Source organism: Kitasatospora kazusensis, assembly GCF_039529945.1.
GTDB lineage: Bacteria > Actinomycetota > Actinomycetes > Streptomycetales > Streptomycetaceae > Kitasatospora > Kitasatospora kazusensis.
On sequence record NZ_BAAANT010000012.1, the window covers coordinates 142,839 to 162,056 of the forward strand.

Sequence of the window (19,218 nt, forward strand, 5' to 3'; positions counted from 1 at the left end):
GTCCTGGTCGGCCTTGGCTGACCAGGACTTTTCGTGTTCTTTTCCTGACGCGGCGGCTCAAGTTGGGTAGTGTCCGGCGGTAGGTCATCGAAGGGCGGCGCAGATCGCCGCTCTCGCAGGTCAGAGCCGTTTGGTTCCCCTGTTTTCGGTGTCCTAGGCAGTACCCAGTCATAGCTCATCCCTTCCTTCCACACCCTGAGGTGAACGGCGTGGCTCTTCCGCCCCTTACCCCTGAACAGCGCACCGCGGCGCTCGCCAAGGCTGCCGATGCTCGCCGGAAGCGCGCCGACATCAAGGACAAGCTGAAGCACTCCGGTGCCTCACTCCATGACGTCATCAAGGCGGGCAAGTCCGATGACGAGGTCATCGGCAAGATGAAGGTGTCCGCTCTGCTGGAGAGCCTTCCGGGCGTCGGCAAGGTGCGCGCCAAGCAGATCATGGAGCGTCTGGGCATCAGCGAGAGCCGCCGGGTTCGCGGCCTCGGTACCAACCAGATCGCCTCGCTGGAGCGGGAGTTCGGGAGCACTGCTTCCTGAATCGATGCCGACCCGGCCCCCGTGGTCCCCGGATCGTCCGCGATCCGGGATAATCGGTGCATGAGTGAACGTCCGCGGCTGACCGTGCTCTCCGGCCCTTCGGGGGTCGGCAAGAGCACGGTCGTCGCTCATATGAGGCAGCAGCACCCCGAGGCATGGCTCTCCGTGTCCGCCACCACCCGCCGTCCGCGGCCGGGCGAGCAGCACGGGGTCCACTACTACTTCGTCGACAACGACGAGTTCGACAAGCTGATCGCCAACGGCGAGCTGCTGGAGTGGGCCGTGTTCGCCGGCAACCGGTACGGCACGCCGCGTGCGGCCGTGCTGGAGAAGCTGGAGAGCGGCGTCCCGGTGCTGCTGGAGATCGACCTGCAGGGCGCCCGCCAGGTCCGCGAGTCGATGGCCGAGGCCCTGCTGGTCTTCCTGGCCCCGCCGAGCTGGGAGGAGCTGGTCCGCCGGCTCACCGGCCGGGGGACGGAGTCGCAGAGCGTGATCGAGCGGCGGCTGGAGGCGGCGAAGGTCGAGCTGGCGGCCGAGGCCGAGTTCGACATGACCCTTGTCAACAGGTCCGTCGAGCAGGTAGTGGCGGAGCTGCTAGCCTTGCTGGGTGTAGTCTGACCGGATCACTGTTGTTCTGCCTCGCGGTTTCTGCTTCGCGCAGTTCATCGCGTTGATCTGATCAGCATCCTTTTTTGCCACCTTTTCGGAAGGTTTTCGCGTGTCCTCTTCCATGACCGCGCCCGAGGGCATCATCAACCCGCCGATCGATGAGCTGCTTGAGGCCACCGACTCGAAGTACAGCCTGGTGATCTACGCCGCCAAGCGCGCGCGTCAGATCAACGCGTACTACTCGCAGCTCGGTGAGGGTCTCCTGGAGTACGTCGGCCCGCTGGTCGACACCCACGTGCACGAGAAGCCGCTGTCGATCGCGCTCCGCGAGATCAACGCCGGCATGCTCACCGCGGAGCCCACCGAGGCCGCCTGAGTCTGTTCCCGGAGGGGCCCGTCGGAATTCGTTCCGGCGGGCCCCTCCGTTGTGCCCGGGGCCATAGTGCGACGGGCGTCTGATGCGCCGTAGGGTTGCGGACAACCGACCCGAGGAGAAGGACCCAGCATGAGTACGGACCGGCCCGACGCCCCACGTGTCGTCCTCGGCGTCAGCGGCGGGATCGCCGCGTACAAGGCGTGCGAGCTGCTGCGCCGGCTCACCGAGTCCGGCCACCAGGTGACGGTGGTGCCCACCGAAGCCGCGCTGCACTTCGTCGGCGAGGCCACCTGGGCCGCGCTCTCCGGCCGCCCGGCGGCGACCGAGACCTGGGAGCGGGTGCACGAGGTCCCGCACGTGCGGATCGGCCAGCAGGCCGACCTGGTCGTGGTCGCCCCCGCCACCGCCGACCTGATGGCCAAGGCCGCCCACGGCATGGCCGACGACCTGCTCACCAACACCCTGCTCACCGCGCGCTGTCCGGTGGTCTTCGCCCCCGCGATGCACACCGAGATGTGGGAGAACCGGGCCACCCAGGAGAACGTGGCGACGCTGCGCCGCCGCGGTGCGATCGTGCTGGAGCCCGCCGTCGGACGGCTCACCGGCGTGGACACCGGCAAGGGGCGGCTGCCCGAGCCGTCCGCGATCTTCGAGGCCTGCCGCCGGGTACTGGCCAGGGGCGCGCTGGGCGCCGACCTGGCCGGCCGGCACGTGGTGATCTCGGCCGGCGGCACCCGCGAGCCGCTCGACCCGGTGCGCTTCCTCGGCAACCACTCCTCGGGCAAGCAGGGCTACGCGCTCGCGACCACCGCCGCCGCCAGGGGGGCCAGGGTCACCCTGCTCTCCGCCAACGCGGCCCTGCCGGACCCGGCGGGCGTGGACGTGGTGCACGTCTCCACCGCGCTGGAGCTGCGCGAGGCGGTGCTGAAGGCGGTGCCGGAGGCCGACGCGGTGGTGATGGCCGCCGCCGTCGCGGACTTCCGCCCCGCCGAGTACGTCTCCGGCAAGATCAAGAAGGTGGACGGGGTCGACCCGTCGCCCGTCGCGCTGGTCCGCAACCCCGACATCCTCGCCGAGATCTCCGCCCACCGGGCCCGGCCCGGCCAGCTGGTGGTCGGCTTCGCCGCCGAGACGGACGACGTGCTCGCCAACGGCCGCGCGAAGCTGGCCCGCAAGGGCTGCGACCTGCTGGTCGTCAACGAAGTGGGCGGCGGTAAGGCGTTCGGGCGGGACACCAATGCCGCGGTGCTGCTGAGCACCGACGGAACGGAGGTCGAAATTCCGGACGGGCCCAAGGAATCACTGGCCGACACGGTCTGGGACGCGGTGGCCGCCCGGCTCGCCTGAACCTCCCCGACCAGGGTGTTCCGTCTCACGAGTTGATGAAGAAGTGCCGCAGGAAGGTAGCCGACCGTTACACTCCAGGCAACAAGTCTTTCCGGACGTCCCGGGACCCCCGGGGCGTTCAGTCAGCAGCCGCTGCAACCATCAGGGAGCGCTGTGTCTCGCCGCCTGTTTACTTCGGAGTCCGTGACCGAGGGTCACCCCGACAAGATCGCTGACCAGATCAGCGACACCATCCTGGACGCCCTCCTGACGGAGGACCCCACCTCGCGGGTCGCCGTGGAGACGCTGATCACCACCGGCCAGGTGCACATCGCCGGTGAGGTCACCACGAAGGCGTACGCGCCGATCGCGCAGCTGGTCCGGGACAAGATCCTCGAAATCGGCTACGACAGCTCCAAGAAGGGCTTCGACGGCGCCTCCTGCGGCGTGTCGGTGTCCATCGGCGCGCAGTCGCCCGACATCGCGCAGGGCGTCGACACCGCCTACGAGGCTCGCGTCGAGGGCGACGAGGACGACCTGGACAAGCAGGGCGCCGGCGACCAGGGCCTGATGTTCGGCTACGCCAGCGACGAGACCCCCGAGCTGATGCCGCTGCCGATCACGCTGGCGCACCGGCTCGCCAAGCGCCTGTCCGAGGTCCGCAAGAACGGGACCATCCCGTACCTGCGCCCCGACGGCAAGACCCAGGTCACCATCGAGTACGACGGCGACAAGGCCGTCCGCCTCGACACCGTGGTGGTCTCCTCGCAGCACGCCAGCGACATCGACCTGGACTCGCTGCTGACCCCGGACATCCGCGAGTTCGTCGTGGAGCCGGAGCTCAAGCGCCTCGCCGAGGACGGCATCAAGCTGGTCACCGAGGGCTACCGCCTGCTGGTCAACCCGACCGGGCGTTTCGAGATCGGCGGCCCGATGGGCGACGCCGGCCTCACCGGCCGCAAGATCATCATCGACACCTACGGCGGCATGGCCCGCCACGGCGGCGGCGCCTTCTCCGGCAAGGACCCGTCCAAGGTCGACCGCTCGGCCGCCTACGCGATGCGCTGGGTCGCCAAGAACATCGTCGCGGCGGGCCTCGCCAACCGCGCCGAGGTCCAGGTCGCCTACGCGATCGGCAAGGCCGAGCCCGTCGGCCTCTTCGTCGAGACCTTCGGCACCGAGACCGTCCCGGTCCTGGACATCCAGAAGGCCGTCTCCGAGGTCTTCGACCTGCGCCCCGCCGCGATCATCCGCGACCTCGACCTGCTGCGCCCGATCTACGCCAAGACCGCGGCGTACGGGCACTTCGGGCGCGACGACGCCGACTTCACCTGGGAGCGCACCGACCGCGCCGAGCAGCTGAAGAAGGCCGCGGGGGCCTGACCCCGGCTTGGGGCGGCGCTCATCCCTCCGGGGGTGGGCGCCGTTCCCTTTTTCCGGTCGGCCAGTTGCACTACCTAGGGGAGCGGGGACTGCGCGAGGGCGGTAGGCAACGGTCTGCAGTCTTCCGACTTCGCGCAGTTCCCCGCGCCCCTGGTTGTGGCTGGTCGGGTGCGTGGGTTGTCGGTGGGATCTGGTACGACTAGGGGCGATGAGCAGCGCAGACGACACCGGGGAGCAGCTGGCCTTCATCCGGGAGACGGTCCGTAAGGCCAGACCCCGGACGTGGCGCGGCGCGCTGCCCGCCGAGCACCTGCCGGTGGCCCGGGTGGTGGTCGACAAGGGCCTGCTCCACCTCGACCAGTTCTTCGACTACGCCGTGCCCGCGACCATGGCGGAGGAGGCGCTGCCCGGTGTCCGGGTGCGGGTCCGGTTCGGCGCGCGGGTGGTGGCGTCCGGCCGGCGCGAGGGCGGCGAGCTGCACGACGGGTTCATCGTCGAGCGCCGGGCCGACAGCGACTACAAGGGCCCGCTCGCCCCGCTCGCCCAGGTGCTCTCCCCGGAGCAGGTGCTGACCCCCGCCCTGCTGCGGCTCTGCCGCACCGTCGCCGACCGGTACGCGGGCTCGCTCGCCGACGTGCTGCAACTCGCGGTGCCGCCCCGGCACGCCGCGGCCGAGGCCGAGCCCTCGCCGCCGCCGCTGCCCTCGCCCGCCGCCCCCGAGCCGGGCAGCTGGAGCCGCTACCCGCAGGGTCCCGACTACCTGGCGGCGCTCACCGCCGGCCACGCGCCCCGCGCGGTCTGGACGGCGCTGCCCGGGCCCACCTGGCCGGAGGAGATCGCCCGGGCCGTCGCCGCCACCCTGGCGGGCGGGCGCGGCGCGCTGGTGGTGCTCCCCGACGGTAAGGCCGCCGCCCGGGTGGACGCCGCGCTCACCGCGCTGCTCGGGCCCGGCCGGCACACCGCGCTGACGGCCGACCTCGGGCCCAGGGAGCGCTACCGGCACTGGCTCTCGGTCAGCCGGGGCTCGGTGCGGGCCGTGATCGGTACCCGGGCGGCGATGTTCGCGCCCGTCCGCGACCTGGGCCTGGTGGTGGTCTGGTCGGACGGCGACGGCAACCACAGCGATCCGCGCGCCCCGCACCCGCACGTGCGGGAGGTCGCGCTGCTGCGCGCCGCCGAGGAGGGCGCGGGCGTGCTGCTGGGCGGGCTGTCCGTCACCGTCGAGGCGGCGCAGCTGCTGCGGACGGGGTGGGCCCGGCCGCTGGCCGCCGAGCGGGAGACCGTCCGGGCCACCGCCCCGAGGGTCCGTACCGTGACCGATCTGGACCAGGCGCGGGACGCCGCCGCCCAGAGCGCCCGGCTGCCCGGCCCCGCCTGGGAGGCCGCCCGGGAGGCGCTGACCAGGGGCCCGGTGCTCGTCCAGGTGCCCCGGCGCGGGTACGTGCCGAGGCTGGCCTGTGCCCGCTGCCGGGAGCCCGCCCGCTGCCGGCACTGCGTCGGGCCGCTGGAGGCGCGTTCCTCGGGCGGGGTGCTGGAGTGCGCCTGGTGCGGGCAGTCCGAGGCGCAGTGGCACTGCGGCGAGTGCGGGTCGTTCCGGCTGCGGGCCCAGGTGGTCGGTGCCCGGCGGACGGCGGAGGAGCTGGGCAAGGCCTTCCCCCGGGTGCCGGTGTGGACCTCGGGGCGGGACTCCGTGCTGCCCGCGGTGTCCGGCGAACCGGCGTTGGTGATCTCCACACCCGGCGCCGAGCCGGTCGCCGAGGGCGGCTACGCGGCGGCGCTGCTGCTGGACGGCTGGGCGCTGCTCGGGCGTCCCGACCTGCGGGCCGGCGAGGAGGCGCTGCGGCTCTGGATGGCGGCCGCCGGGCTGGTCCGCCCGGCGGGGGAGGGCGGCACGGTGGTGGTGGTCGCCGAGCCGACGGCCCGCCCGGTCCAGGCGCTGGTCCGCTGGGACCCGGCCGGGCACGCCGCGCTCGAACTCCAGGAGCGGGCCCAGCTGCACTTCCCGCCGGTCTCCCGGATGGCCTCCGTCACCGGCGCCCCGCACGCCGTGGCGGACCTGGTCTCGCTGATCCGCCTCCCCGAGGGGACGGACGTCCTGGGTCCCGTCCCGGCACCCGGCGGGCGGGGCGAGGAACTGGAGCGTGCGCTGCTGCGGGTCGCCCCCGGCCAGGGCGCGGCGCTCGCCGCCGCGCTCAAGGCCGCGCAGATCGCCCGGGTCGCGCTGCGGACACCCGACCCGGTGAAGGTCCGGATCGACCCGCCGGACATCGGATAGGCAACCGGCCGGTCTTAGTTCACGCTGCCCCTTGGCAAGCCTCAGCCGCGCAGCGGGACGCCGGGGCGGTCGAGGCCGCCCTGGCGGGCGGTGGGGACGGTGCGGACGAGGGGTGGGGCGGGGGGTGTCGTCGGGGGCAGTTCCTCGCTGCGGTCCGGGCGGGCCGGGCCGGGCAGGGCGGGGGTCGGCAGGCCGGCCGCCAGGAGTTCGGAGCTGGGCCGGCGCATCCCGTAACGGCGGTGCACCGCCTGCTTGGTGACCCCGAGGGCCGAGCCGACCGAGTCCCAGGAGAAGCCGAGCGCGCGGTCGAACTCGACCGCCGCGCCGACCAGCGTCTCCACGCTCTCGCGCAGCTCCTGCGCCAGCCGTACCGTCGGGGCGGGCGCCCGCCCGTACACCACGAAGCCCGCCGAGGTGCTGGGCCGCCGGGGCCGGTAGACGTTGCCCAGTTGGGCGGTGAGGGTGCGCAGGGCGTCGACCTGTCGCCGCACCCGTTCGATGTCCCGTACCAGCAGGTGCAGGCTGGCGCGCGCCCGGGCGTCGTGGTTGATCTGCTCGGCCATGGCCGGTGTTCCACCTCTCCGTACGGTGTATCCGGACCGGACGCCCCTGGCGTCCGGGTCAATCTCACTTGACCAACGCCGGACCAGGGGCCGGGGTCACGCGCCGGAGCGATACGGGATATGCCAGAAGCCCGTCCGAACGGGCGGTTCGTATTGCATAGACTGCCCGGTGAGTTCATTTCACCGGCCGTTGTGCCCACCCCGACAGGAGCCCGCCGCCATGCCGATCCAGCCGATCCGGATCTTCGGCGACCCGGTGCTCCGGGCCTCCGCGCGGCCGGTGACCACGTTCGACAAGGAACTGCGCACGCTGGTCAAGGACCTGACCGACACCATGCTCGACGCCCCCGGCGCGGGCCTGGCGGCGCCCCAACTGGGCATCTCCCTGCGGGTGTTCACGTATTTCGTGGACGGCGTGGTCGGCCACCTGGTCAACCCCGACCTCAGCCTGACCGACGAGCAGCAGGACGGCCCCGAGGGCTGCCTCTCGCTGCCGGGCCTGCGCTTCGACACCAAGCGCGCGTTCGGCGTGGTCGCCAAGGGCTTCAACATGTACGGCGACCCGGTGACGATCGAGGGCACCGAGCTGCTGTCCCGCTGCATCCAGCACGAGACCGACCACCTGGACGGCATCATCTTCATCGACCGCCTCGACCGCGAGCAGCGCAAGGCCGCGCTCAAGGCGATCCGCGAGGCGGAGTGGGGCGACGGTCCGGTGCCCGCCGTCAAGGTCTCGCCGCACAGCACCTTCGGCTCCGCCCGCTGACCGCTGACCACTGACCACCTGGCCAGCTGACTGCTCCCGCCCGCCCGGTACCTGCCGGTCGCCCCCGCCCCTCGATCCTCAGGAAGGCATCCCTGTATGCGCCTCGTCTTCGCCGGCACCCCCGAGGTCGCCGTTCCCGCCCTGGACGCCCTGCTCGCCTCCGACCGGCACGAGGTCGTCGCGGTGGTCACCCGCCCCGACGCCCCCGCCGGGCGCGGGCGCAAGCTGGTCGCCAGCCCCGTCGCCCAGCGCGCCGAGGAGGCCGGGATCGAGGTCCTCAAGCCCGCCAAGCCGAGCGACCCGGACTTCCTGGCCCGGCTGGCCGAGCTCGCCCCGGACTGCTGCCCGGTGGTCGCGTACGGCGCGCTGCTGCGCCCCGGCGCGCTGGAGATCCCCCGGCACGGCTGGGTCAACCTGCACTTCTCGCTGCTGCCCGCGTGGCGCGGCGCGGCGCCCGTCCAGCACGCGGTGCTGGCGGGCGACGAGGTCACCGGTGCGTCCACCTTCCTGATCGAGCAGGGGCTCGACTCCGGGCCGGTGTTCGGCATCCTGACCGAGGAGATCCGCCCCACCGACACCAGCGGCGAGCTGCTCACCCGCCTCTCCGAGGCCGGCGCCCGCCTGCTCACCGCGACCATGGACGGCATCGAGGACGGCGCCCTGCACGCCGTCCCGCAGCCCGCCGACGGCGTCACCCTGGCCCCCAAGATCAACGTCGAGGACGCCCGGATCGAGTGGTCGCACCCCGCCCTGCGGATCGACCGCCTGGTGCGCGGCTGCGCGCCCGCGCCCGGCGCCTGGACCACCTTCCGGGGCGAGCGGCTCAAGCTCTCCGGTCCGGTCCGGCTGGTCACCGACAGCTCCGAGCTGGCCCCCGGCGCGCTCGCCGTCGGCAAGAACAGCGTCCGGGTCGGCACCGGCAGCCACGAGATCGAGCTCGGCGAGGTCCAGCCGCAGGGCAAGAAGCCGATGCGCGCGGCAGACTGGGCCCGAGGCGTCCGGATCGAGTCCGGCGAGCAGCTCGGACTCTGACCACGGCCCGCCGGGCCTTTCGCACGTAGGCTGACCAGGTACCTCCGGTCCACCGGCCGCACCGGTCGACCCGTTCCCCCGTAAACCCCGCCAGCACCTTGAGGCTCCCGTGACCACCCCCGCCCCCGGCGCCAAGCGCCCCGCCCGCCCGCACCGCCGCCCGAAGAAGGACCCGGCGCGCATCGTCGCGTTCAAGGCCCTGCGGGCCGTGGACGAGCGCGACGCGTACGCCAACCTGATCCTGCCGTCCCTGCTCCGCGAGGCCGAGCAGAAGGGCATGGACCGCCGGGACGCGGCCCTCGCCACCGAGCTGGTCTACGGCACGCTGCGCCTGCAGGGCACCTACGACGCGGTCATCGCCGCCTGCATCGACCGGCCGCTGCGCGAGGTCGACCCGCCGGTGCTGGACGTGCTCTCGCTCGGTGCCCACCAGCTGCTCACCACCCGGATCCCCTCGCACGCCGCCGTCTCGGCGACCGTCGAGCTGGCCCGGGTGGTGCTCGGCGACGGACGGGCCAAGTTCGTCAACGCCGTGCTGCGCAAGATCAGCGCCCAGGACCTGGACGCCTGGATCCGGCAGGTCGCCCCGCCGTACGAGCAGGACGCCGAGGACCATCTCGCCGTCGTCCACTCGCACCCGCGCTGGGTGGTCTCCGCGCTCTGGGACTCGCTCGGCCGCTGGCAGCCGGACGCCGCCGGACGGGCCGGGATCGAGGAGCTGCTGCGCGCCGACAACGACCGCCCGGCCGTCACCCTGGTCGCCCGCCCGGGCCGGGCCGACGCCGCCGAACTGCTCGACGCGCTGCCCGAGTCGCAGCCGGGCCGCTGGTCCCCGTACGCCGTCCGGCTCGCCGAGGGCGGCGACCCGGGCGGGGTCGAGGCCGTCAAGGAGAACCGGGTCGGCGTCCAGGACGAGGGCAGCCAGCTGGTCGCGATGGCCCTCGCGGCCGCGCCGCTGGACGGCCCCGACCGGCTCTGGCTGGACGGCTGCGCCGGGCCCGGCGGCAAGGCCGCGCTGCTCGGGGCGATCGCCGCCGAGCGCGGCGCCGCGCTGGTGGCGAGCGAGAAGCTGCCGCACCGCGCCCGCCTGGTCGCCCGCGCGCTGGACGGCAACCCCGGCCCGTACACCGTGATCACCGCCGACGGGACCAAGCCCGCCTGGCGGCCCGGCTCCTTCGACCGGACCCTGGTCGACGTGCCCTGCTCCGGCCTCGGCGCGCTGCGCCGCCGCCCGGAGGCCCGCTGGCGCCGCCGCCCCGACGACATCGCCGGCTTCGGCCCGCTCCAGCGCGAGCTGCTGCGCACGGCCGTCCAGGCCACCCGGATCGGCGGCGTGGTCGGCTACGCCACCTGCTCCCCGCACCTGGCCGAGACCCGCGCCGTGGTCGACGACGTGCTGCGCGGCGAGCCCGGCCTGGAGTGGATCGACGCCCGCCCGCTGCTGCCGGGCGTGCCCGCGCTCGGCGACGGGCCGGACGTGCAGCTCTGGCCGCACCTGCACGGCACGGACGCGATGTACCTGGCGCTGCTGCGGCGTACCGCCTGACGGGCGGCCCGACCGGCGGGCGCGGGGGACCGTGGAGCGGTGGGGTGTGGTGCCTCCCGCCGCTCCACGTGTCTTGAAGAGGCCCGGTCCTGACGGTGTGTCAGTCCGCCCTTCGGGCTGACGCTGCGTCAGCGGGCCGTGCGGGCCAGCAGTTCGCCGAAGTGGTCGAGGTCGGTGACGAACCAGGTGTGGGTTCCCCGGTTGGACTCGCGGACGAGGTCGCGCAGGGCGCCGCTGGCGTCGGTGTGCCGGGAGATGTCGCCCAGGACGGCCAGCCCCACCCGGTAGTTGACGAACTTCTGCAGGATGTCTCCGGCCACCCGGGTGTGCAGCTGGAAGAACGCGTCCTCGAACCGCTCGGCCGGGACGACGGCCCACTCGGCGCCCTGGTACGACGCGTTGCCGATCAGGTCCAGCGCGTCCTGCTCGCCGCGCAGCGGCTCGCCCTCGGCCGCACAGAGCAGGACGGGGGTGGTGCCGAGGTGCTGGAGGGTGTCAGACACGGGGTGCGGGTCCTTCCGGGGTGAGAACGGCACTGATGAGCCGGTGCAGGGTGCGGTCGAACACGGCGTCCGGGGCCGGTGGTTCGGCGGCCGGGCCGCCCGCCATCGCCTGCGCCAGCTGAGGGTACTCCCCGCTGACCACCACGCGCTGGAGATAGACCACCAGGTCCGCCTGCCACCTGCCGCCCGCCGCGGTGGTGTGCTCCCACTCCGCGTACTGGCAGAGGAAGCCGTTGAGCAGGGCCATCGCCTCCATCTTGGCCGCGCCGGACAGGTCCGTCCCGGCCAGGCAGGCGAGGAAGTACTCGGTGTAGCGCAGGCCGTTGGGCCCGAGCGAGGGCCGTCCGATCACCAGGCGCGGCACCCAGGTGTGCCGCCGCAGGGCCGCCAACTGCTGCCGCAGCAGCAGGTGGAGGTCGTCCCGGGGGTCGCCCGACGGCTCCGCCGGGAGGTCGTACTCGCCGACCACGGCGTCGAGCATCAGGTCGAGCAACTGCTCCTTCTTCGGCACGTAGTTGTACAGCGACATCGTCCCGGCGCCGAGTGCCGCCGCGACCCGCCGCATGGAGGCCGCGTCGAGCCCCTCGGCGTCGGCGATCGCCACGGCGGCGGCGGCGATGGAGTCGCGACTGTGGGCCGGGCGCGGGCCGCGTCCGGTGCGTTCGGGGCGCAGCCAGATCAGCTCGGGGGCCTCGGGCCCGGTCGTGCGGTCGTCCGTCACTTGAAGATCACCTCGCGCACCATCTTACCTGCGTACGCCGTACGTAGTACGCTGCCGCCAAGGCACTTCAACGTACGGTGTACCTAGAAGGGATCCGCCATGACGGACCACCTCGCCATCGAGGCCAAGGACCTGCGCAAACACTTCGGGAAGACCGAGGCCCTGCGCGGCCTCGACCTCGCCGTCCCGGCCGGAACGGTCTGTGGCCTGCTCGGCCCGAACGGCGCGGGCAAGACCACCGCCGTCCGGGTGCTCGCCACGCTGGCCGCCCCCGACCGGGGCTCCGCCAAGGTCGCCGGGTTCGACGTGGTGCGCGAGCCGGACCAGGTACGGCGCAGCATCGGCCTGGCCGGGCAGCACGCCGCCGTGGACGAGGGCATCACCGGCCGCGACAACCTCCGGCTGTTCGGCCGGCTGCACCACCTCGGCGCCCGCCGGGCCCGGCAGCGGGCCGACGAACTGCTGGAGCGCTTCGACCTCACCGAGGCGGCCGACCGCCTGGTCCGCACCTACTCGGGCGGCATGCGCCGCCGGCTCGACCTGATGGCCAGCCTGGTCACCCGGCCGCCGGTGCTCTTCCTGGACGAGCCGACCACCGGCCTGGACCCGCGCAGCCGGCAGGAGATCTGGTCCTCCGTCAGGGAGTTGGCCGCCTCCGGTACCACCGTGCTGCTCACCACGCAGTACCTGGACGAGGCCGACCGGCTCGCCGACGCCGTCGCGGTGGTGAACCACGGGGTGGTGATCGCGCACGGCCCGCCCGAGCGGCTCAAGGCGGCCGTCGGCACCGTGATCGAGGTGACGCTCGCCGAGGCCGGGCAGCTCGCCCCGGCCGCGGCCCTGCTCGCCCGGCTCACGGGCGGCGAGCCGGTCACCGGCCCGGACGGTCGGACGGTCACCGTGCCGGCCCGGGGCGGGCCGCCGGTCGAGCTGCTCCGGCTGGTGCGCGAACTCGACGCGGCGGGCGTCACCGCCAGCGACGTCGCGCTGCGCCTGCCCTCGCTGGACGACGTCTTCCTCGCCCTGACCGCCGACACCACCCTCGGGAGGGCCGCCTGATGGCCACCACTCTGCCCGCCGCCGCCCCCGTCACCCCGGTCACTCCCGCCAGGCCGGCCGCGCCGGCGCGGGTTGTCTCCGACACCGTCGCCTCGGCCCTGCGCGTCCTGCTCGCCTACCGCCGCTCGCCCGGCCTGCTGGTCGCCTCGTTCGCGGTGCCGGTGGTGATGGTGGTGGTGTTCGGCTACGTCTTCGGCAGCGCGATGCAGGTGCCCGGCGGCGGTAACTACCGCGAGTTCCTGATCCCGGGCCTGTTCGTGACCGTCGCCGTCAACGGGCTGACGCCCACCATGATCGGCACCGCGCGCGACGCCGGACGCGGCATCACCGACCGGCTGCGCTCGATGCCCGTCTCGCGCACCGGGCTGCTGCTCGGCCTGGCCCTGGCCGACCTGGTGGTCGGGATCTGCGTGCTGATCCCGCTGACGGTGGTCGGCCTGGCGGTCGGCTGGCGGATCCGGGACGGGTTGGCGCACGCGGCGGTGGCGTACGCCCTGCTGGTCCTGTTCCGGTTCACCATGACGTGGGTGGGCATGTTCCTCGGGCTCCTCGCGGGATCGGAGGAGACCGCCGGCCAGCTGGCCGTCCTCACCTTTCCGGTCGCGATGGTGACCAACGTGTTCGTGCCGACCGGCGGCATGCCCGGCTGGCTGCGGACCGTCGCCGACTGCAACCCGATCAGCACGGTGGTGGCCGCCTGCCGTGAGCAGTTCGGCAACCCCTCCTCCCCGGGCAGCTCCTGGCCGATGCAGCACCCGGTGGTGGCCGCGCTGCTCTGGTCGGCGGGGCTGCTGCTGATCTTCGTCCCGCTGGCGGTGCGGAGGTACTCCAGCCACGGGCGGTAACCACGGCCGGGCGGGCCGCCGGGGGCCGCTGGTGCGGCCGGGCCGGGGTCCGTCCGGTGGACAGAGCGGCTGGTGCGGCAGAGGCTGGCGGGTGTGGAGTTCACCCATCTCGGCCGCACCGGCCTGACGGTCTCGCGTCTGTGCCTCGGCACCATGAACTTCGGCCCGCACACGCAGGAGGCCGACGCGCACCGGATCATGGACACCGCCCACGAGCAGGGCGTCAACTTCTTCGACACCGCCAACGTCTACGGCTGGGGCGAGAACAAGGGCCGCACCGAGGAGATCATCGGCAGCTGGTTCGCGCGCGGCGGCCGCCGCCGCGAGAAGACCGTCATCGCCACCAAGCTCTACGGCGGCATGGGGGAGTGGCCCAACGAAGGCAGGCTCTCCGCGCTGAACATCCGCCGGGCGGTCGACGCGAGCCTGCGGCGGCTGGGCACGGACTGGATCGACCTCTACCAGATGCACCACATCGACCGCGCGACATCGTGGGAGGAGATCTGGCAGGCGATGGAGGTGCTGGTCACCCAGGGCAAGATCATCTATGTGGGCTCCAGCAACTTCGCGGGCTGGCACCTCGCCCAGGCCCAGGAGGCCGCCAAGGCGCGCCACTTCTTCGGCCTCGCCAGCGAGCAGTCGCTCTACAACCTGCTGGAGCGCAGCCTGGAGCTGGAGGTCATCCCCGCCGCCCGGCACTACGGCCTCGGGCTGATCACCTGGTCGCCGCTGCACGGCGGGCTGCTCGGCGGCGTGCTCCGCAAGGAGCGCGAGGGGGTCCGGCGGGTCGACGAGCGCGCCGTGGCCCGGCTGGAGAGCAGGCGCGAGCAGCTCCGGGCGTACGAGGACCTGGCCGCCGAACTCGGCCACGAGCCCGGGGAGATCGCCCTCGCCTGGCTGCTCTCCCGTCCGGCCGTCACCGCCCCGATCGTCGGACCGCGCACCGTCGAGCAGCTGCACGCGGCCGTCCGGGCACTGGACGTGGTGCTCGACCGGCCGGCCCTGGACCGCCTGGACGAGATCTTCCCCGGCCACCGGACGGCTCCGGAGGACTACGCCTGGTGAGGCTCGGGGCCGGGCCCGCGTGCGGGCCTTCGGGGGGCCTGTTCGATGGCGGTCCGTCACACTGTGAGGTGTGAGCACCTCCGAGTCGGTCATCCACCAGGTCCCCTACTACGCGCAGTGGGAGTCGCCCGAGCTGGTGCCGGACATCCTGGCCGGTACCAGCCTGGCGGCCGACGACCCGTTCTGGGAACGCTCGGGTGCGGCCGACCCGGAGGAGTACGAGTACTGGTCCTGGCGGCTCTGCGGGGTGGCCTGCCTGCGGATGGCGCTCGACTTCTGGTGGGGCCTGGCCCCGCCCGCCGTCCGGCTGGCCGAGGAGTGCCTCGCCGCCGGGGCGTACGTGCGCCACCCGGACGGGCGGCTGGACGGGCTGATCCACGCGCCCTTCGCCGCGTACGTCCGGCGGCGCTGGGGGCTGCCGGCCGAGGCCCGCTCGCCGCTGACCCCCGAGGAACTGCCCGGCCTCCTGGCGGCGGGCCGGCTGGTGGTGCTCTCGGTGCACCCCTCGATCCGCACGCTCGACCCCGACCCGCCGCGCCAGGGCGGGCACCTGGTGCTCGCGGTCGGCGCCACCGAGCAGGAGCTGCTCATCCACAACCCCTCCGGATTCCCGGACGGCTCCCAGCGGTTCGCCCGGGTGCCGTGGGACGACCTGCCGCGGTTCTTCGCCGGGCGCGGCATCGTGCTGGGGCCGTTCGGCTAGCGGGCGCGGCAGAGGGGGCAGAGGTGGCAGAGGCGGGAGGTGCGGCACAGGCGGGAGGTGCGGTGTCGCACCTCCCGCCTGCGCGCGGCTCCCGGGCCGGAAGGCGTCCGCCCGGCGGGTCAATCCTTGGCGGGGACGTAGTACGGGCGGTTGTGGGCGGCCACCGGTGCGGACTGGTAGGTCCAGACGCCCGCGGCGGAGGCGTCGCCGATCAGCAGGGCGAGGTGGCGGCCCACCCCGCTCGCCGGGTCGGTGACGACGAGGCGGACCCGGCCGGCGGCGTCCGAGTCCAACGGGTGGTGCTGGTAGGGCTGGTAGACGTTCATCGGCCCGGCGAGCAGGCCGTCCTGCGGATGGGTGCCGTAGCCGGTGATCGGGGTGTTGGTGACGGGCTCGGAGGCCAGGCCGGTGAGGTCGGCGGCGAAGGAGAACAGTGGCTGGTCCCGGCGGTCGATCCCGGTGCGGTCGGCGCTGAAGTCGGCCGCCTTGCAGGTGACGGACCAAGTCCGCTCCTGGGGCGACCCGTTGAGGGACGGCATGACGGTCTCGAACCAGCCGGGGTACTTGGGTTCGGCGTAGAGCCGGCGGCCCGCGTCGATCGCGAGCGGGTTGTCGCACAGGACGTGGATCCGGGCGATGCCCAGGAGCTTGGTCTGGTCGAAGCCGCGCGCGTACTGCTCGTAGCCGAGCGCGGGCAGCCGGCCTTCGGCGCCGGCCGGGTGGGCGATGATGTTGACCTCGATCTCCTGGGTGATCCCACCTCCGTTCGGGTACTGGGCGAAGTACAGCTGGTAGTTGAGCGAGACGCAGGCACGTCCGTCGAACTCGGCGGCGGCCAGCCCGGGGTGCCGCTCGGCCAGCACCTCGCGGACAGGTGCGGGGTCGACCAGGTAGTCGATCCCGATGTTGTGCAGCGCGCCGTAGTGGAAGGGCAGTTGGTAGGGCGCGGGGACGGGCGGCAGGGGCCGGCGCTGGTCCTGGTTCACGGGTGGTCGGCTCCTTGGAGTGGGGTGGCGGCGCCTGGGACGCCGTGGGTGCCTTGGACGCTTCGGGTGCTTTGGGTGCTTCGGAGGACGATGTGGCGGCGGGCGAGCAGGTCGCGGTGGATCCGGTCCCCGCTGCGCAGGGCGAGCGCGGCCATCGTCAGCGAGGGGTTGGAGGTGGCGACGGTGGGCATGCTGCCGCAGCCCACCGCGTAGAGGTTGGGATGGTCCCAGCAGCGCTGCCACTCGTCGACCACCGAGTCGGCCGGTGAGCGGCCCATGATGTGGGTGCCCGCGCCGTGCCCGGCGGCCCGGTAGCCGTACGCGCGGCCCTGGTGCTCGAACCGGCCGGGCCAGGCGGGCCCGGCGTCGAAGCGGGTGTGGTCCTCGGCGCCCAGCAGCGCGAAGAGCTGGTCGGAGACGGTCTTCGCGGCGGCGAAACCGCGCTTCACGTAGTCGGACAGGTCATAGTGGATCACCGGGCGGGGCGTGCCGAGGGCGTCGAGGTGGCGCGGGTCGACGGTGACCCGGTTCGCGGGGTCGGCCTCCTGCTCCAGCTCGAACTGGAACGCGAACTCGCGGCCGATCCGGTCACCCAGGGTGCGGCGCAGCTCCGGCCCGGTCAGGCCGCGCCCGTCCGGGCCGCCGCCGCGCAGCAGGTCGGCGACCCGCTGCTCGGGCGGCCCCAGCGCCCAGGTCCAGCCCCAGTTGCCGATCTCGACCCGGAACGGCGCCCGGCGGGCCCGGGCCGCGCCGAACCGGAAGCCCTCCAGGCCGGAGGTCGAACCGGGCCCCCGGTAGGCACCGACCTGACGTGGCATCAGGCCCCAGGTGAGCAGCACCGGATGGTCCATCAGGTTGCGGCCGACCTGCCCGCTGCCGTTCGCGGCGCCGGAGAGCAGCAGCAGTTTGGCGTTCTCGATCGCGTGCGCCGCCAGCACCACCAGATCGGCGTCGGCGGTGTGCGTCCGGACGCCGCCGGGCGCACCGGTCACGCCCTCCTCGTACGTCCGGTACTCGACGCCGGTGGCCCGCCCGTCCGGCGCGAGCCGGACGCGGGTGGCCACGGCCCGGGTCGCCAGGTGGACGGACGGGCCCCAGCGGGCCTGGGTCCGGAGCGGCGTGTACTTGGCCCGGGAGGGGCAGATCGGCACGCAGCTGGCGTGCCCCTGGCACAGCGGGCCGTCGGCGGACCCGCCGGTGCCGTGCGGGTCCGGGGGGCCGCTCCGGGCGTACTGGGGGCCGGGGAGGCCGTTACGGGTGCGGTCCGGGTCCGGGAGGCCGTTGCGGGCGTGCGGGGTGCCCGTCACCCGCAGGCGGGCCGGCTCCGGGGCGCCCGGATCCCGTACGGTCCGGCCGTCCAGCGCGTCGGCCATCGCCTGGTCCAGGTAGCTGCGCGGGATCGCCCGCATCGGGAACCGGTAGCCGTCGCGGAACGGCAGGCCGACGGCCGCGCGCTGCTCGTCCAGGTCGGCGGCCACCCCGATGTGGTGCTCGGCCTGCTCGTAGTACGGCTCCAGATCCCGGTAGCCGATCGGCCAGTTGCGACCGTGGCCGAAATCCCCCGAGTGGAAGTCCTCCGGATGCATGCGCGGCGTCAGTCCCGTCCAGGCGAGCCCCGTCCCGCCGTTGGCGCGCAGGTACCCGCTGGCGTAGGGGAGCGGTCCGCGCTGTACGAGGTACCCGTCGTCGGGGCCGCCGGTGAGCGCGGTGACGTCCGGCGAGGGAGCCGAAGTACTCGTCCGGTACGGCGAGTTGGGTACCTTGAGCGCCGCCGTCCGGTACTGCTCCAGCGCCTGCTCGTGCCCCTGGTCGCCGCCGGGCGCACCGAGGCCGGCCTCCAGGACCAGGACCCGCCAGCCGTGCTCGCCCAGCCGCTGGGCGACCAGCGACCCGGCGAAGCCCGCGCCGACGACGATCACGTCCCACCGCCGGCCCTCCGGCCCGCTGTTGCCCATGTCGTCCACGGGTTCGCCGCTCATCGGTCCGCCGTCGTGGGCCGGGCTCCGGGCGTGCCCTGGGCGGGCCGGGCGGCCGGTGCGGCGGCCCAGCTGCCGTACCCCTGCGGGGTGGTGCCCGGTGCGTGGCCGCCGAAGGACCGCCAGACCAGGCCCCCGGCGTAGGCCCGGGCGGAGACCACGAACGGCTCGTCCGCCGCCTGCCCCGTTCCCGTCCAGGTCCCGGTGTACCAGAGGTGGGTGACCGCCCGGGCCAGCTCGCGCTGTGGCTCGTCGGCGTGGGTGCCGACTTCACCGGGGATAGGGGAAGGGGAGGGGGCGGTGAGGCGGCTGAGCTGCTCGGCGCCGGCCCGCTCCAGCAGCACCGTGCGGTAGAGGCCGGCGAGTCCGGTGCCGCGTAACTCGTCGGTGTCGAAGCCGGTCAGCTCGGCCGAAACCGCGATGAACTGGTCCAACGTCACTGGCGAACCCCCCAGAGGTCATGGTCATGACGACAGCGTCGTCATGATCCTTCCTCGCCTCCGGGGGACTCATGCATACCGGCACGGACTTCCGGCGCCGCGCTCGGCGGCCCGCCTTCCGGCACCTCGGCGGGCGGGTTCGATCAGTGGTGGTGGCCGCCGCCGGAGTCGTGGTGCGAAGGGGAGGGACTGCTGTCGAAGCTCGGGCCCGGGCCCGGGGCGTGGTGGCCGTCGTGGTGCCCGCTGTGGTGGTCGTGACCGTGGCCGTGGTTGCCGCCCGTGGCGCCGGGGTCGGGCCAGGCGTCGTACCGGGACCAGCGCTGGGGGTCGTCCTGTTCGGGCAGCCAGTCGAGGTTGCCCGGCCTGCCGTACGGCTGTCCCGGGCCGGGCCGTTCGGCGGCCTTGGCGCTGCGCACGGCCGCGCGCAGTGCCAGCCCGACGACGAGCAGGATGACACCGACCAGGCAGGCGAAGAACACCACGAAAACCAGGCCGATCATCATGCGGG

The 19,218-nt window shown here is 73.6% G+C and carries 20 protein-coding genes; 13 read left to right on the forward strand and 7 right to left on the reverse strand.

The features are described 5' to 3' along the window. Positions 1-209: 209 nt before the first annotated feature. The 6 genes from mihF to ABD330_RS13510 all read left to right on the forward strand — a co-directional run bounded on the left by mihF (position 210) and on the right by ABD330_RS13510 (position 6,505). Positions 210-536 carry an integration host factor, actinobacterial type gene (gene mihF / locus ABD330_RS13485; RefSeq protein WP_280715572.1) on the forward strand — a complete coding sequence of 109 codons (327 nt, stop codon included), beginning with the start codon at positions 210-212 and terminating at the stop codon, positions 534-536. A gap of 60 nt (positions 537-596) precedes the next feature. Beyond that, positions 597-1,154 carry a guanylate kinase gene (gmk, locus tag ABD330_RS13490; RefSeq protein ID WP_344464439.1) on the forward strand — a complete coding sequence of 186 codons (558 nt, stop codon included), beginning with the start codon at positions 597-599 and terminating at the stop codon, positions 1,152-1,154. A 100-nt stretch (positions 1,155-1,254) separates the two neighbouring features. Next, positions 1,255-1,521 (forward strand): DNA-directed RNA polymerase subunit omega, encoded by a 267-nt coding sequence (gene rpoZ, locus ABD330_RS13495; RefSeq protein WP_280715574.1) that lies wholly within the window; start codon positions 1,255-1,257, stop codon positions 1,519-1,521. Positions 1,522-1,650: 129 nt separating this feature from the next. Further along, positions 1,651-2,868: a bifunctional phosphopantothenoylcysteine decarboxylase/phosphopantothenate--cysteine ligase CoaBC gene (gene coaBC / locus ABD330_RS13500; RefSeq protein ID WP_344464442.1), complete on the forward strand. Its 1,218-nt coding sequence runs from the start codon at positions 1,651-1,653 to the stop codon at positions 2,866-2,868. 153 nt (positions 2,869-3,021) lie between these two features. Then, complete coding sequence (gene metK / locus ABD330_RS13505) at positions 3,022-4,230, forward strand: methionine adenosyltransferase (protein WP_344464444.1); 1,209 nt, start codon at positions 3,022-3,024, stop codon at positions 4,228-4,230. Positions 4,231-4,438: 208 nt separating this feature from the next. Continuing rightward, positions 4,439-6,505 (forward strand): primosomal protein N', encoded by a 2,067-nt coding sequence (locus ABD330_RS13510; protein ID WP_344464446.1) that lies wholly within the window; start codon positions 4,439-4,441, stop codon positions 6,503-6,505. 41 nt (positions 6,506-6,546) lie between these two features. Here ABD330_RS13510 and ABD330_RS13515 read toward each other — a convergent pair whose 3' ends face one another. Then, positions 6,547-7,068 (reverse strand): hypothetical protein, encoded by a 522-nt coding sequence (locus ABD330_RS13515; RefSeq protein WP_344464448.1) that lies wholly within the window; start codon positions 7,066-7,068, stop codon positions 6,547-6,549. A gap of 220 nt (positions 7,069-7,288) precedes the next feature. On the opposite strand from ABD330_RS13515, the gene def reads away from it, so the two are divergent. From def to ABD330_RS13530, 3 genes are all read left to right on the forward strand, one after another. Continuing rightward, on the forward strand, positions 7,289-7,834 hold the full coding sequence (gene def, locus ABD330_RS13520) for a peptide deformylase (RefSeq protein WP_344464450.1): 546 nt from the start codon (positions 7,289-7,291) through the stop codon (positions 7,832-7,834). A gap of 96 nt (positions 7,835-7,930) precedes the next feature. Beyond that, on the forward strand, positions 7,931-8,866 hold the full coding sequence (gene fmt, locus ABD330_RS13525; RefSeq protein WP_344464452.1) for a methionyl-tRNA formyltransferase: 936 nt from the start codon (positions 7,931-7,933) through the stop codon (positions 8,864-8,866). A gap of 109 nt (positions 8,867-8,975) precedes the next feature. Beyond that, positions 8,976-10,412 carry an RsmB/NOP family class I SAM-dependent RNA methyltransferase gene (locus ABD330_RS13530; RefSeq protein ID WP_344464454.1) on the forward strand — a complete coding sequence of 479 codons (1,437 nt, stop codon included), beginning with the start codon at positions 8,976-8,978 and terminating at the stop codon, positions 10,410-10,412. 128 nt (positions 10,413-10,540) lie between these two features. Here the strand turns inward: ABD330_RS13530 and ABD330_RS13535 are convergent, their stop codons facing one another. Together ABD330_RS13535 and ABD330_RS13540 are read right to left on the reverse strand one after the other, a co-directional pair. Next, a complete protein-coding gene (locus ABD330_RS13535; RefSeq protein ID WP_344464456.1) occupies positions 10,541-10,915 on the reverse strand; it encodes a DUF4180 domain-containing protein in 375 nt (124 codons plus the stop codon). Next, positions 10,908-11,636 carry a TetR/AcrR family transcriptional regulator gene (locus ABD330_RS13540; protein ID WP_344464458.1) on the reverse strand — a complete coding sequence of 243 codons (729 nt, stop codon included), beginning with the start codon at positions 11,634-11,636 and terminating at the stop codon, positions 10,908-10,910. Before ABD330_RS13540 ends, ABD330_RS13535 begins: the two co-directional genes overlap by 8 nt. A gap of 99 nt (positions 11,637-11,735) precedes the next feature. Here ABD330_RS13540 and ABD330_RS13545 point away from each other — a divergent pair, with 99 nt between their 5' ends. The 4 genes from ABD330_RS13545 to ABD330_RS13560 all read left to right on the forward strand — a co-directional run bounded on the left by ABD330_RS13545 (position 11,736) and on the right by ABD330_RS13560 (position 15,308). Further along, on the forward strand, positions 11,736-12,695 hold the full coding sequence (locus ABD330_RS13545) for an ATP-binding cassette domain-containing protein (protein ID WP_344464460.1): 960 nt from the start codon (positions 11,736-11,738) through the stop codon (positions 12,693-12,695). Further along, positions 12,695-13,540, forward strand: coding sequence for an ABC transporter permease (locus ABD330_RS13550; RefSeq protein WP_344464462.1), 846 nt, complete (start codon positions 12,695-12,697; stop codon positions 13,538-13,540). Before ABD330_RS13545 ends, ABD330_RS13550 begins: the two co-directional genes overlap by 1 nt. Before the next feature lie 93 nt (positions 13,541-13,633). Further along, entirely contained in the window at positions 13,634-14,605 is a 972-nt protein-coding gene (locus tag ABD330_RS13555) for an aldo/keto reductase (RefSeq protein ID WP_344464464.1), read from the forward strand. 70 nt (positions 14,606-14,675) lie between these two features. After that, positions 14,676-15,308 carry a C39 family peptidase gene (locus tag ABD330_RS13560; RefSeq protein WP_344464466.1) on the forward strand — a complete coding sequence of 211 codons (633 nt, stop codon included), beginning with the start codon at positions 14,676-14,678 and terminating at the stop codon, positions 15,306-15,308. Positions 15,309-15,427: 119 nt separating this feature from the next. Here the strand turns inward: ABD330_RS13560 and ABD330_RS13565 are convergent, their stop codons facing one another. The 4 genes from ABD330_RS13565 to ABD330_RS13580 all read right to left on the reverse strand — a co-directional run bounded on the left by ABD330_RS13565 (position 15,428) and on the right by ABD330_RS13580 (position 19,213). Further along, positions 15,428-16,294 carry a hypothetical protein gene (locus ABD330_RS13565; RefSeq protein ID WP_344464468.1) on the reverse strand — a complete coding sequence of 289 codons (867 nt, stop codon included), beginning with the start codon at positions 16,292-16,294 and terminating at the stop codon, positions 15,428-15,430. Continuing rightward, complete coding sequence (locus ABD330_RS13570) at positions 16,291-18,273, reverse strand: GMC family oxidoreductase (protein ID WP_344464470.1); 1,983 nt, start codon at positions 18,271-18,273, stop codon at positions 16,291-16,293. The genes ABD330_RS13565 and ABD330_RS13570 overlap by 4 nt, the downstream gene beginning before the upstream one ends. After that, a complete protein-coding gene (locus ABD330_RS13575; RefSeq protein WP_344464472.1) occupies positions 18,270-18,710 on the reverse strand; it encodes a hypothetical protein in 441 nt (146 codons plus the stop codon). Before ABD330_RS13575 ends, ABD330_RS13570 begins: the two co-directional genes overlap by 4 nt. Before the next feature lie 143 nt (positions 18,711-18,853). Continuing rightward, positions 18,854-19,213 (reverse strand): hypothetical protein, encoded by a 360-nt coding sequence (locus ABD330_RS13580; protein WP_344464474.1) that lies wholly within the window; start codon positions 19,211-19,213, stop codon positions 18,854-18,856. Between the last annotated feature and the right edge of the window lie 5 nt (positions 19,214-19,218).